The following is a 12804-nucleotide window of genomic DNA, read 5'->3' as shown; positions in this document are numbered from 1 at the left end:
TCCGAAGGCGGCGACGCGGATCAGGCGCCGATCCGTAACGCCGGGCGGTCCGGATGATCCCAGCGCACGTCGAAGGTGGGCACGTCGTCGTGCTCGCGGTCGTGACGCAGCAGAGCGGGCACGGTCCACCGATCCGCGGAATCGGTTCGCCGCAGCAGTGCCGCCTCCGACATCTGCAGCCGCACGGTGATATCGAAATCCAGACCCCGGCCGAGCAACATCGGACCCGCGACCACCAGTACGAGCCCCGGTTCGGCCGACCGCGTGCGTGCCCGGGCGGAACGGTCCTCGGCTTCGTCCCACAGCGCGGGCAACCACCGCCCGCGCCGGCGCACCGCCTCCAGCACTTCGCGATCGAGCGCGGCGTAGTCGAACCAGGCTGTGCGATAAGTCATCTCGTCGCGCCCGAACTCCAGCCGCAGCGATGCCGGGCGAACGAAGTCGTGCAACCACACCCGCTCGGCCGGCCGCCCGAGCGTGCGGATCCGTTCGACGATCCGATCGGCCGGTTCCCGTGGTCCGGCGCCGTCGGCCCCGTCGACGGCCACCACGACCGGCCCCGGCAGCTCGAGGGCGGCCGCGACGACCCGCTCGACCAGCCCGTCCGCGGCGATCGGTTCGTATGCGGGCATCCGCCTATCATGCCCGCCACGGCGCGAATAGCGGAGAGTCGCCCGCCGGTCACGTTTGCCATCGCATAGCCTGAGCGGGTCGATTCCGGACACGGCGGGCACCTGCGAGGCGATCGAACACCCTGCGCGCAGGCCCGGCGGCGCCGGTGATCGACGGTTGTCTCGAAGTCGAGGAGGTCGGAGTCCGTGGCGGTGCTGGTCCCGCGTGAACGTCCGAAGCGGTGGTCGCTCGACGACATCGTCGTCACCGATCCGCCGATCATCCGCCGGGCGATCGGCGCGGCGAGTATCGGCAACATCACCGAGTGGTACGACTTCGGTGTCTACGCGTATTTCGAGCCGACCATCAAGGACGTGTTCTTTTCCCATCTCGGGGACACCGCCGGCACGATCGCCACGTTCGGCCTGTTCGCGGTGGCGTTCCTCGTGCGCCCCTTCGGCGGCATGTTCTTCGGACCGCTGGCCGACCGCATCGGCCGCAACAAGGTGCTCGCCACCACGATGATCCTCATGGCGGCCGGCACCTTCGCCATCGGCTGTATCCCGGATCAGAACACGATCGGGATCTGGGCGCCGATGCTGCTGTTGTGCGCGCGGTTGCTGCAGGGTTTCTCGACCGGCGGCGAATACGGCAACGCGATGACCTTCATCGCCGAGTACGCACCCGACCGGCGGCGCGGATTCCTCGGCAGCTGGCTGGAATTCGGCACCTTCACCGGATATCTGCTGGGCGCCTTGGTCGTCACGCTCGCCGACGCCACCCTCACCGACGACCAGCTGCTGTCGTGGGGCTGGCGGCTGCCGTTCTTCGTCGCCCTGCCGCTGGGCGCGGTCGGCGTCTATCTGCGGATGCGACTGGCCGACACCCCGGCCTTCGCCGCCCTGGAGAAGGAATCCGAGGAGCGGGAGAAGGCGAACAAGACCGGCGACGAGGCCAAGATCCTGGCCCGGCTGTGGCCGTACGTGCTGGTCTGCATGGGTCTGGTCGTCGCCTGGAACGTCACCAACTACATGCTGACCTCCTACATGCCGACCTACGTCACCTCGACCGTGCCCGACAGTACCGGCGGCGGCCTGTCCTCCTCGGCGTCGCAGTGGCTCCAGATCGCGGTGATGGTCATCGCGCTGCTGACCATCCCGGTGATCGGCCTGATCTCGGACCGGGTCGGCCGCAAACCGATCATCTGGACCGGCGTCATCGCCCTGGTGGTGCTGGCGTTTCCGATGATTCTGCTGGTACGCACCGACAACGCGTTCGCCGTATTCCTGGGCCTGCTCATGATGGGCCTGACCCTCATCTGCTTCAGCGCGACCATGCCGTCCACCCTGCCGTCGCTGTTCCCGACGAAGGTGCGCGGCGCGGGGCTGTCGGTGTCGTTCAACGTGGCGGTCTCGCTGTTCGCCGGCACCACGTCGGTGGTGGTCGGCGCGCTCGTCGGCGCGACCGGCGATCTGAACTGGCCGGCGTACTACCTGATCATCGCCGGGCTGGTCGGTGCGGTCTCGGTGTATTTCCTGCAGGAGCCCAACGGCAGGCACATGTGGGGGTCGGCGCCGGCCGCGCGGTCCGAGGAAGAGGCGCGGGAACTGATCGGATCGCAGGGCGAACCGGCGTCGTGAGCGCTGTCACGGCGGAGAGTCGCTCGCCGGAGCGGGTTCGCCATCGCTTAGCCTGAGCGGGGCACAGGGCGGAAGGACGGTACATGGCGACGATCGAAGAGGCACTGGAGATCGAGCGGCTCGAGCGGGACATCTTCCGCGGCGCGATCACCAAGTCCCAGCTGGCGCGGACATTCGGCGGCCAGGTTGCCGGGCAGGCGCTGGTCTCGGCCGTGCGCACGGTGGAATCGCGCTTCGAGGTGCATTCGCTGCACGGATACTTCCTGCGCCCCGGCAATCCCGCCGAGCAGACCGTGTATCTGGTGGAACGCATTCGCGAGGGCCGCTCGTTCTGCACCCGCCGGGTCACCGGTGTCCAGGACGGCGAGGCGATCTTCACCATGTCGGCCTCCTTCCACGTCGGCGACGAGGGCCCCGAACATCAGGACGTGATGCCGGAAGTCCCACTGCCGCAAGACATTCCGGACGAACGCGCCTCGATGAGCCCGGAGCGGCTGTGGCTGATGCGGGAATGGGAGCACTGGGACATCCGGCTGGTGCCGCAGGACGCGGTCGTCCGTCGCGACGGCCTGGCCTCCCAGCAGCAGGTCTGGTTCCGCTACCGCCACCCGCTGCCCGACGACCCGCTGTTCCATGTCTGCACCCTCGCCTACATGAGCGATATGACCCTGCTCGGTTCGTCGAAGGTCACCCACCGCGACGAGCCGACCCAGGACGCGTCGCTGGACCACGCGATGTGGTTCCTGCGTCCCTTCCGCGCCGACGAATGGCTGCTCTACGACCAGAATTCCCCGTCCGCGGGGTACGGCCGCGCGCTCACCAGCGGGCGGATCTTCAACCAGCGCGGACAATTCGTCGCGCAGGTCGTGCAGGAAGGGCTCATCCGCAAACTGCGCCGGTAGGTGAGCGGCGCCACAACCGCGACGGCCGCAGGCCACGACCGCGCCGCGCGACTCGTATGCTCGTGCCGTGAAACCGACCATTGGCGTGCTGGCACTGCAGGGTGATGTGCGTGAGCACTTCCACGCGCTGGCCGCGTGCGATGCCGAACCGGTGAGTGTGCGACGGGAATCGGAACTGGAATCCGTCGACGCGCTCGTGCTGCCGGGCGGCGAATCCACCGCGATCAGCAAACTGCTCGAGGTGTTCGGGTTGCTGGAACCGCTGCGGGCACGGCTGCGCGCGGGCATGCCGGCCTTCGGCTCCTGTGCCGGAATGATCCTGCTGGCCTCGGAGGTGCTCGACACCCGTCCCGACGCCCAGTCGCTGTCCGGCATCGATATGACGGTGCGCCGCAACGCCTTCGGACGTCAGGTCGATTCGTTCGAGACCGATCTCGACTTCACCGGCCTCGACGACCCCATCCGCGCGGTGTTCATCCGGGCGCCCTGGGTGGAACGCGTGGGCGCCGGCGTCGAGGTGCTGGCCCGGGTCCCGCACCGGCCGCGGCCGGGCACCGTGGTCGCCGAGGGCCCGTCGGTGGGCGACCCGCAGGATGCGGCGGGCCGGATCGTCGCGGTCCGGCAGGGCTCGGTCATCGCGACCTCCTTCCATCCCGAGGTGACCGGAGATCTGCGCGTGCACCGGCTGTTCGTCGACTCGGTCCGGGCCGCGGTGGGCGCCGGTACCTGATCGTTCGCCGTGCACCCCGGCCGGGCGGTGGGGGACCGGGCAGTAGACTGCACAGCGATCGCCGGAACGCAGATCGCGAATCTGCCCGGGCCTCGAGCACACCGACCTGAAGGAAGTAGGGAATGAGCGGCCACTCCAAATGGGCCACCACCAAGCACAAGAAGGCCGTGATCGATGCCAAGCGCGGCAAGATGTTCGCGAAACTCATCAAGAACATCGAGGTCGCGGCGCGCACCGGCGGTGGTGATCCTGGCGGAAACCCGACTCTCTACGACGCCATCCAGAAGGCGAAGAAGTCGTCGGTTCCCAACGACAACATCGAGCGCGCCCGCAAACGCGGCGGTGGTGAAGAGGCCGGCGGCGCCGACTGGCAGACCATCATGTACGAGGGCTACGGGCCCAATGGTGTTGCGGTGCTGATCGAATGCCTCACCGACAACCGCAATCGCGCCGCCGGTGAGGTGCGCGTGGCCATGACCCGCAACGGCGGCAATATGGCAGATCCGGGTTCGGTGGCCTACCTGTTCCACCGCAAGGGCGTCGTCACGCTGGAGAAGAACGGGCTCAGCGAGGACGACGTGCTGACCGCGGTGCTCGACGCGGGCGCCGAGGAGGTCAACGACCTCGGTGATTCGTTCGAGATCATCAGCGATCCCAGCGACCTGATCGCCGTGCGCACCGCGCTGCAGGAGGCCGGAATCGATTACGACTCCGCCGAATCCGGCTTCCAGCCCTCGGTGTCGGTCGCGGTCGACGCCGACGGCGCACGCAAGGTGTTCAAACTCGTCGACGCGCTCGAGGACAGCGACGACGTGCAGAACGTGTATACCAACGTCGACGTCTCCGACGAGGTCCTCGCCGAACTCGACGACTGATCCGTACCGCCGCGGGCCGCTGCCGGATGCTCCGGCGGCGGCCCGCGGCGACTCAGGTGTGCACGGGCAGCCCGAGCCGCGCCGACACCCAGGGCAGCGACGAGGTGAACGCGGCCGCCGCGAACTGCCAGGTGTGCCCGCCCGGCGTGGTGTGGATGGTGCACTCGATGCCGACCGCGCGGCCCTGACCACACAGTTTCTCGGCGGCGCCCACCTCGCCGGTGTCCATGACGCCGTCCTGGCCGCCGACGCCGATGCGACTCTCGTCGACCTGCGGCATGTGGAAGTGGCCGCCGCCGGTGTCCTTACCGGTGTGATCCTGGCGATGCGGCGGTGTCAGATCGTCGAACAGACCGGCGACACCGGTGTAGGGGCCGTGTTTCGCCATCACCGTCAGCGGGTCGAAGCGGTCGTAGGCGGCCGCATCGCCGCCGTAGAGCCGCGCGATCGTCTGTTCCCTGTTGCCGGAGGTCGGGCCGAGATCGCCGGCGATGTCGACGAAGGTGTGGAACAGTTCCGGATGCATCACGGTCAGATCGGTGGCGCAGGTGCCGCCCATGGACCAGCCGATCACCGCCCACTTCGCCGGATCGGCGGGGACGTCGAAATGCGAACCCATATAGGGCACGACATCTTTCGTGAGGTGGTCGGCGGCGGCACCGCGCGGGCCGTCGACACATTCGGTGTCGTTGTTGAAGCTGCCCGAGGAGTCGACGAAGACCAGGATCGGGGCGCTGCCGTTATTCGCGGCGGTGAACGCGTCGATGGCGGGCATGATCTGGCCGCTGCGCAGCCAGTCGGCGGGGGTGTTGAACTCGCCGCCGATCATCATCACGGCCGGCAGAGCGGGCGGCGTGGGCCCCGCGAACCAGGCCGGCGGCAGGTAGACGTATTCGGTGCGGTGCTTGAATCCGCTGGCGGCGTCGCCGGTGTCGATCGGCACCACCACACCGTGGGCGGGGTGGGTGTCGCGCATCGCGGCGAGTTCGTCCTGATCGGCCTGGTGGGGTAGTGGTCCGGCGGTCAGCGCACTCCACGCCGACTGCACGCTGGGGTAGTAGCCCACCCACTGGTTGAGCACCACCGCCGAGCCGGCGATCGCGAACGGCACCGCGACGATCGCGGCGGTGCGGTGCCACCAGCGCGCACCCGGCCAGCCGACGACCGCCAGGGCGATCGCGGCGACGGCCGCGCCCACGCAGATCCACAGCTGCACCGGAGCGGGATCGGAGGCCAGGCCCTCGTTGTTCATCACGGTGCGGGCGGCGAAGGCGGACACCACACCGAGGGCGAGACAGATCGGGAACCGGATCAGCCACCACCGCCGGCCCCAGCGCGCGATCGCGATCACGAGCAGGACGGCGGCGACGATCTCGATGGTCGGTGGCAGCCAGCCGTGCAGCAGCGAGACGCCGTGATGAAAACCGTTGTAGGGGTTCAGTTTCGCCGAGGGCAGCTGCGGTGGCGGGGGTGGCGCCACCGCCGTGGCGGCGGCCGGCGCGGGCGCGGCGGGGGCGGTCGGCGCGGGCGTCGGCACATCCATGGGCGCTGGGAACACGGCGTAATTGTCGGTGGCGTTCCTCGAGAAACCCTGTGAACTTGCTCGGAGTCCGGTACGGCCGGGAGGTTGCGTAGTCCGCCGCCGTGTGGGCCCGGCGCGGGCACAATGGGGCATATGGCCGAGATCGTGCTGGTGCGCGGGGATATCACCGAACAAGGCGTGGATGCCGTGGTCAATGCCGCCAACTCCCGGTTGCTGGGTGGCGGCGGTGTCGACGGTGCGATCCACCGCAGAGGCGGACCCGAGATCCTGGCCGCCTGCAAGCAGTTGCGGGCGACGACCTATCCGGACGGCCTGCCCACCGGCGCGGCCGTGGCGACGACGGCGGGCAACCTGCCTGCCCGCTGGGTGATCCACACCGTCGGCCCGGTCTGGGCGGCGAGACACGACCGCTCCGGTCTGCTGGCCTCCTGCTATCGCGAATCCCTGCGTGTCGCAGAGGAATTGGGCGCACGCACGATCGCCTTCCCGGCGATTTCCACCGGTGTCTACGGCTGGCCCCTCGACGACGGCGCCCGGATCGCCCTCGACACCGTCCGGGCCGTCCGCACGGGCGCCACCGAGATCCGTTTCGTTCTGTTCGACGCGACCGCGCACCGGATCTTCGAATCCGCGCTGGCCGCATCGGAATAGACGGGTTCGCCACTCCGCGGTACGCGGGGCTCCCCGGGCGCGGGCTCCGTGTCGGTGGCCGCCGGTGCCGGGGCTCTCGGTTAGACTTCGAACAATTGTTCGCGACTCGACAGGGGTGCATTTTCGTGCGCGTGATGGGTGTCGACCCCGGGCTCACCCGGTGCGGCCTGAGCATCGTCGAGGGCGGGCTGGGGCGGCAGGTCACCGCGCTCGACGTCGACGTGGTGCGCACACCCGCCGATATGGACCTCGCGCAGCGGCTGCTCGGCGTCGCCGACGCCGCCGAGCACTGGATGGACACCCACCGGCCCGGGGCGGTCGCGATCGAGCGGGTCTTCTCCCAGCACAACGTCCGCACCGCGATGGGCACCGCGCAGGCCGGCGGGGTGATCGCGTTGGCGGCGGCACGTCGCGGCATCCCGGTCGCCTTCCACACCCCGAGCCAGGTCAAGGCCGCGGTGACCGGCAACGGCTCCGCGGACAAGGCTCAGGTGACCGCCATGGTGACCCGCATCCTAGGCTTGCAGACGGCGCCGAAACCGGCTGATGCGGCCGACGCCCTGGCGCTGGCGATCTGCCACTGCTGGCGGGCGCCGATGCTGGAGCGGATGGCGAAGGCGGAGGCCCAGGCCGAACAGGCGCGACGCAGATACGCCGAAAGGCTTGCCCAGCAACGAAAGGCGGTGACCAGGTGATCGCGTCGGTGCGCGGTGAGGTGCTGGAGATCGGTCTCGACCACGCGGTGCTGGAAGCCGCGGGCGTCGGTTATCGGCTCAACGCCACTCCCTCCACGCTGGCCGGTCTCACCCGCGGCGACGAGGCCCGCCTCTACACCGCGATGATCGTGCGCGAGGATTCGATGACGCTGTACGGCTTCGCCGACACCGAGGCGCGCGATCTGTTCGGCCTGCTGCAGACCGTTTCCGGTGTCGGTCCCCGGCTGGCGATGGCGGTGCTGGCGGTGCTCGAGCCCGAGGCGCTGCGAAAAGCGTTGGCGGAGAGCAATGTCGCGGCACTGACGCGGGTGCCGGGGATCGGGAAGCGCGGTGCCGAGCGCATGGTGGTCGAATTGCGCGACAAGGTGAATCTGGTTCCCGTGCAGTCCGCACCGCCGGGCGCGGCGCCCGCCCCGGTCGTCACTCCGGTGCGTGATCAGGTCGTGGAGGCGTTGATCGGTCTCGGCTTCCCGGTGAAGCAGGCCGAACCGGCCGTCGACGGCGTCCTCGCGGAACAACCCGAGCTCGGGACCTCGCAGGCGCTGCGGGCCGCCTTGGCGATTCTCGGCCGGAACCGGTGACGCCGATGCACGACGACGAATACCCCTCTGGCGCCGAGGATGTCGAGACCGGCGCGGAGGGCGGCGAATCCGCGGTCACCGCGAACTATCTGACGTCCGACGGTGACATCGAGGCCGGGCTGCGCCCCAAATCCCTGGACGACTTCATCGGCCAGCCCCGGGTGCGCGAACAGCTGGCCCTGGTGTTGCGCGGTGCGACCCAGCGCGGCGGCACCCCCGACCACGTCCTGCTGTCCGGCCCGCCCGGACTGGGCAAGACCAGTATGGCGATGATCATCGCCGGCGAGCTCGGTACCGCACTGCGCATCACGTCCGGTCCTGCCCTGGAACGCGCGGGTGACCTGGCCGCGATGCTCAGCAATCTGGTCGAGGGCGATGTGCTGTTCATCGATGAGATCCATCGCATGGCCCGCCCGGCCGAGGAGATGCTGTATCTGGCGATGGAGGATTTCCGGGTCGACGTCGTGGTCGGCAAGGGGCCGGGAGCGACCTCGATTCCGCTGGAGATCGCGCCGTTCACCCTGGTCGGCGCGACCACGCGCTCGGGCGCGCTGACCGGCCCGCTGCGCGACCGCTTCGGTTTCACCGGCCATATGGACTTCTACGAGCCCGAGGAACTGCAGCGCATCCTGGAGCGCTCGGCGGCGATCCTCGGCGTGCGCATCGAATCCGATGCGGCGGCCGAGATCGCCGGCCGCTCCCGGGGGACGCCCCGCATCGCCAACCGGCTGTTGCGCCGCGTGCGCGACTACGCCGAGGTGCGGGCCGACGGCCTGGTCACCCGGGACATCGCCAAGGCCGCGCTGGCGGTCTACGACGTCGATTCGCTGGGGTTGGACCGGCTCGACCGCGCGGTCCTCGGTGCGCTGGTCCGCGGCTTCGGCGGCGGACCGGTCGGGGTGTCGACGCTGGCGGTGGCCGTGGGGGAGGAGGCCGCCACCGTCGAGGAGGTGTGCGAACCGTTCCTGGTCCGTGCCGGGATGGTGGCGCGCACCCCGCGTGGGCGGGTCGCCACCGCCGCGGCCTGGGAACATCTGGGCCTGGTGCCGCCGCCGGATCTGGTCTTCGGATCCATCGAGGTCCGGGGTCGCGAAGCCCAGCCCACGCTCGACCTCTTCGACTGATCCGGTCCGGCTCGGTCGTGCGGCGGCGCTAACTCACCAATGCCGCGACCGCATCCACGAAGGCATCCACCTCGGCGGAGTGATAGGCGCGGACACCTGCCCCGGCCGTGCCGAATTCGGGCCTGATCGCCGCGACGTCCCATCCCGTGGCGGTCTGTGCCAGCACTGCCGCCACGCGCTCCCGGAACGCGTCGACCTCGTCGGCGACATATCCGCTCCGTCCCAGCGGCGGGGCCGAGAACCGCAGCCGCGAGACGTATTCCGCCGAGGGCGGCCACGCCACCTGCGGCCGGGCCGGGCCGTAGCGCGCGAATTCCAGTTCCACACAGGCGCGATCGAGAAACGAGTCCACCTCGTCGCGGTCGTAGTCGCGTCGGCCGGGGGCGGCCAGGCCGAATTCGTGCCCGCGAATGGCGGCGGCACTCAGCGCGGCCCGGCCCGCGAAGGCATCGGCGAGAGCGGCGCAGAACGCGTCGACCTCGGCGGGGTCGTAGCCGCGGTGCCCGATCGGGGCCCGCCCGAATCGGATCCCTCGCACATACTCCGGCGTCACCCGCACATTGTTACTACACCGCTCCGCCGGCGCGCACCCCGTCGATCAACAGTCGCGGAATCGCCTGGGCCAGACCCGCGGTCGACTCCGGATCAGGATCGCGCAACCCGTGCACGATGGCCGCCAGCAACATGCCGGTCACCGCCTTGGCCGTATTGGCGGCGTCGAGATCGGCCCGCAGATAGCCGAGTTCCACCCCGTGTTCTAGGTATCCGGTGGTCAGCGCGTCGGCGGTGTCGAGCAGGCCGTAGAGCCGCATCGTCAATTCCGGATCGATACCGGTCGCCTGGAACAGCAGCAGCTGCGCGACCCGCCGGTCCTCGAGGAAGATCCGATGCAGCGCCACCCCGATCCGGTCCAGCTGATGCCGGTAGTCATCGAGCGAGGTCGCCGCGTCGGGTGCGTTCTCGGTTCCGAGCGCTTCGATGATCCGCGCGGCCAGATCGTCGATCACGTGGTCGATGATGTCGCGCTTGTTCTCGAAGTAGCGATAGAACGTCCCGTGCCCGATTCCCAGGGCCGTGGCGATATCGGCGATTCCGGTGGCGTGATAGCCCTTGTCGGCGAAGCAGGCGAAGGCGGTGTCGATGATCTGTTGCCGCAGTTCGGCCTTGCGTCGCTCCAAATGTGTGGATGGCTTCGGCACGGAGCCGATGATACGGTGTTCCGCAACGGAATGATGTGTCATTCCGTATCAGATACGTCAGGTAACAGGGAGGTTCGGCGTGGCACCTCAATACGACGCCGTGGTGGTCGGCGCGGGATTCGGCGGTATGGGGGCCGGAATTCAGCTGGATCGCCTCGGTCTGAAGAATTTCGTGATCCTCGAACGGGAGGACGGCCTGGGCGGCACCTGGCACGTCAACCACTACCCGGGCCTGGCGGTCGACATCGCCTCGGTGACCTACTCCTATTCGTTCGAACCGAATCCGCACTGGTCGCGACTGTTCGCCCCGGGCGCCGAGCTCAAGAAGTACGCCGAGCACATAGCGGACAAATACGACCTGCGCCGACGGATGCGGTTCAACCAGGTCGTCGGCGGGGCTCGCTGGGATTCCGAACACGCGTACTGGGTGGTGTCGGTCGAGGGTGGCGAAACCCTCACCGCGCGCTATCTGCTCACCGCGACCGGCTTCCTGTCCCAGCCCTACACCCCGCCGTTCCCGGGCATCGACAGCTTCGCGGGCAAGATCATCCACACCACGGCCTGGGAGGACGATTTCGACCTGACCGGCCGCCGCGCCGCGGTCATCGGCACCGGCGCCACCGCCGTGCAGCTCGTCCCGGAGGCCGCGAAGAAGGTCGCGGAACTGACCGTGTTCCAGCGCACCCCGATCTGGGTCGTGCCGAAGGTCGACACCGCCATCCCGAAGCCGGTCCAGCAGCTGTTCGAGAAGCTGCCGCTGACCCAGAAGGCGGCCCGGCTGGTCAACACCGGCGCTCTGGAACTGCTGATGGTCTCCGGCGTCCTGCACTACAAGCAGGCCAGATTCGGCAACAAGGGCGCCGCGCTGCTGGCGAAGGCGCACCTGCGCGCCCAGGTGCGCGACAAGCAGACGCGGGAGAAGCTGACCCCGCACTACGACTTCGGCTGCAAGCGGCCCACCTTCTCCAACACCTACTTCAAGACCTTCAACGAGCCGCACGTGCGGCTCGAGACCAATGCGATCGACCATGTCGAGGCCGACGGCATCGTGACCGCGGACGGCCACAAGACCGAGATCGACACCCTGATCCTGGCGACCGGATTCAATCTCTGGGATGTGAACTTCCCGGCCGTCGAGATCATCGGCCGCGACGGGGTGAATCTCGGAAAGTTCTGGCGCGACAACCGTTTCCAGGCCTACGAGGGCATCACGGTGCCGAAGTTCCCCAACTTCTTCAGCCTCAACAGCCCCTACTCCTACAGCGGTCTGTCCTACTTCACCACCATCGAGGCGCAGATGAAGCATATGGACCGGCTGTTGCGCGAGGCCCGTCGGCGCGGTGAGCAGGTCTTCGAGGTGCGCGAAGAGGCCAACGCGCGATTCCTGGACTACGTGACCGAGAAGCTCGGCTCATCGGTGTTCTACGCAGGCGATTGCTCGACCGCCCGCAGCTACTACTTCAACCAGCACGGCGAGGCCGCGCTGCTGCGTCCGAACAGTACTGTCACCACCCACCGCGAAGCGGTGAACTTCCCGCTCGACGACTACGTCTACGGCGCGCCCGCGGCGTGAGACACCGCCGCGGCGGGGTTCGCGCCGGTGTGGCGCACCCCGCCGCGCACACCGCGGGTGTGGCGATATTCCAGGTTGCTGGCAGACTGTGTGGGTACAGCCCACCCAACCCACCAAACTAGGACCGACTACGACGATGGCGAACCTGCTGTTTCCGCTGCTACTGGTAGTTCTGCTCGTACCGATGTTTCTCGGTGTCCGCCGCCAGAAGCGCGAAGCGCAGAAGGTCGCCGATATGCAGGAGAACGTGAAGGTCGGTGACCAGGTCACCACCACCTCCGGTCTCTACGGCACCGTGGTCGATCTCGACGAGGAGACCGTCGATCTGGAGATCGCCGAGGATGTGGTGACCACCTGGCTGCGCGCCGCCATCCGCGATGTGCGCCCCACCGGCGACGCCGCCGACTCCGCCGAGGCGGATTCCGCCGCGGACGAGTCGGACGACGAGGCGATCGCCGGCACGACGGTGGAGGGTGCTGCCACCAACGGGACCAACGGATCGGCTGCCGCGAACGGCTCGTCGGCCGACGGTTCCTCCCCGGTGTCCGGTGCGGAGGAATCCGTCGAGGACACCGCAGCCCGGCTGCGCAAAGACTGACCCGCTTCCGCCGTCGCAGCGCTCACCGCCGCGACGGCGGTGCGGCGTGTCCGTGGGCCC

The 12804-nt window shown here is 68.8% G+C and carries 14 protein-coding genes; 10 read left to right on the top strand and 4 right to left on the bottom strand.

Annotation, left to right across the window (positions count from 1 at the left end):
• Positions 1-20: 20 nt before the first annotated feature.
• Positions 21-632 (bottom strand): hypothetical protein, encoded by a 612-nt coding sequence (locus C8258_RS02265; RefSeq protein WP_106953624.1) that lies wholly within the window; start codon positions 630-632, stop codon positions 21-23.
• A 186-nt stretch (positions 633-818) separates the two neighbouring features.
• Here C8258_RS02265 and C8258_RS02260 point away from each other — a divergent pair, with 186 nt between their 5' ends.
• The 4 genes from C8258_RS02260 (at position 819) to C8258_RS02245 (ending at position 4759) form a co-directional block, all read left to right on the top strand.
• Positions 819-2252, top strand: coding sequence for an MFS transporter (locus tag C8258_RS02260; protein ID WP_106953623.1), 1434 nt, complete (start codon positions 819-821; stop codon positions 2250-2252).
• A gap of 83 nt (positions 2253-2335) precedes the next feature.
• On the top strand, positions 2336-3154 hold the full coding sequence (locus tag C8258_RS02255; protein WP_106953622.1) for an acyl-CoA thioesterase II: 819 nt from the start codon (positions 2336-2338) through the stop codon (positions 3152-3154).
• A 67-nt stretch (positions 3155-3221) separates the two neighbouring features.
• On the top strand, positions 3222-3884 hold the full coding sequence (gene pdxT, locus C8258_RS02250; RefSeq protein ID WP_083870847.1) for a pyridoxal 5'-phosphate synthase glutaminase subunit PdxT: 663 nt from the start codon (positions 3222-3224) through the stop codon (positions 3882-3884).
• 122 nt (positions 3885-4006) lie between these two features.
• The gene (locus C8258_RS02245; RefSeq protein ID WP_036502880.1) at positions 4007-4759 is read left to right on the top strand and encodes a YebC/PmpR family DNA-binding transcriptional regulator; all 753 of its coding nucleotides are present in this window, start codon (positions 4007-4009) and stop codon (positions 4757-4759) included.
• Positions 4760-4811: 52 nt separating this feature from the next.
• On the opposite strand, the gene C8258_RS02240 is transcribed toward C8258_RS02245, so the two are convergent.
• Positions 4812-6296: an alpha/beta hydrolase gene (locus C8258_RS02240; protein ID WP_369974703.1), complete on the bottom strand. Its 1485-nt coding sequence runs from the start codon at positions 6294-6296 to the stop codon at positions 4812-4814.
• A gap of 138 nt (positions 6297-6434) precedes the next feature.
• Between C8258_RS02240 and C8258_RS02235 the strand changes: the two genes are divergently transcribed.
• From C8258_RS02235 to ruvB, 4 genes are all read left to right on the top strand, one after another.
• Positions 6435-6953 carry an O-acetyl-ADP-ribose deacetylase gene (locus tag C8258_RS02235; protein ID WP_106953620.1) on the top strand — a complete coding sequence of 173 codons (519 nt, stop codon included), beginning with the start codon at positions 6435-6437 and terminating at the stop codon, positions 6951-6953.
• 125 nt (positions 6954-7078) lie between these two features.
• Positions 7079-7648, top strand: coding sequence for a crossover junction endodeoxyribonuclease RuvC (gene ruvC, locus C8258_RS02230; RefSeq protein ID WP_106953619.1), 570 nt, complete (start codon positions 7079-7081; stop codon positions 7646-7648).
• Positions 7645-8250 carry a Holliday junction branch migration protein RuvA gene (gene ruvA, locus C8258_RS02225; protein ID WP_036502860.1) on the top strand — a complete coding sequence of 202 codons (606 nt, stop codon included), beginning with the start codon at positions 7645-7647 and terminating at the stop codon, positions 8248-8250. Before ruvC ends, ruvA begins: the two co-directional genes overlap by 4 nt.
• Before the next feature lie 5 nt (positions 8251-8255).
• Positions 8256-9374 (top strand): Holliday junction branch migration DNA helicase RuvB, encoded by a 1119-nt coding sequence (gene ruvB, locus C8258_RS02220; RefSeq protein WP_106953618.1) that lies wholly within the window; start codon positions 8256-8258, stop codon positions 9372-9374.
• 28 nt (positions 9375-9402) lie between these two features.
• Here the strand turns inward: ruvB and C8258_RS02215 are convergent, their stop codons facing one another.
• Both C8258_RS02215 and C8258_RS02210 read right to left on the bottom strand, forming a co-directional pair.
• Positions 9403-9927 (bottom strand): DivIVA domain-containing protein, encoded by a 525-nt coding sequence (locus C8258_RS02215; RefSeq protein WP_158271194.1) that lies wholly within the window; start codon positions 9925-9927, stop codon positions 9403-9405.
• 13 nt (positions 9928-9940) lie between these two features.
• A complete protein-coding gene (locus tag C8258_RS02210) occupies positions 9941-10582 on the bottom strand; it encodes a TetR/AcrR family transcriptional regulator (RefSeq protein ID WP_369974702.1) in 642 nt (213 codons plus the stop codon).
• 70 nt (positions 10583-10652) lie between these two features.
• On the opposite strand from C8258_RS02210, the gene C8258_RS02205 reads away from it, so the two are divergent.
• Positions 10653-12146: an NAD(P)/FAD-dependent oxidoreductase gene (locus tag C8258_RS02205; protein WP_106953616.1), complete on the top strand. Its 1494-nt coding sequence runs from the start codon at positions 10653-10655 to the stop codon at positions 12144-12146.
• A 136-nt stretch (positions 12147-12282) separates the two neighbouring features.
• Complete coding sequence (yajC, locus tag C8258_RS33585) at positions 12283-12744, top strand: preprotein translocase subunit YajC (protein WP_106953615.1); 462 nt, start codon at positions 12283-12285, stop codon at positions 12742-12744.
• Positions 12745-12804 lie beyond the last annotated feature (60 nt).

The sequence above is a fragment of the Nocardia sp. MDA0666 genome (genome assembly GCF_003023875.1).
Taxonomy (GTDB): domain Bacteria; phylum Actinomycetota; class Actinomycetes; order Mycobacteriales; family Mycobacteriaceae; genus Nocardia; species Nocardia aobensis.
The sequence above is the reverse complement of the archived record's forward strand: the minus strand, read 5'-3'. Positions and strand labels throughout refer to the sequence as shown.

Coding starts and splice junctions, on each gene's coding strand:
- C8258_RS02265 (WP_106953624.1), bottom strand. CDS start 632: ATGCCCGCATACGAACCGATCGCCGCGGACGGGCTGGTCGAGCGGGTC.
- C8258_RS02255 (WP_106953622.1), top strand. CDS start 2,336: ATGGCGACGATCGAAGAGGCACTGGAGATCGAGCGGCTCGAGCGGGAC.
- C8258_RS02245 (WP_036502880.1), top strand. CDS start 4,007: ATGAGCGGCCACTCCAAATGGGCCACCACCAAGCACAAGAAGGCCGTG.
- C8258_RS02235 (WP_106953620.1), top strand. CDS start 6,435: ATGGCCGAGATCGTGCTGGTGCGCGGGGATATCACCGAACAAGGCGTG.
- ruvB (WP_106953618.1), top strand. CDS start 8,256: ATGCACGACGACGAATACCCCTCTGGCGCCGAGGATGTCGAGACCGGC.
- yajC (WP_106953615.1), top strand. CDS start 12,283: ATGGCGAACCTGCTGTTTCCGCTGCTACTGGTAGTTCTGCTCGTACCG.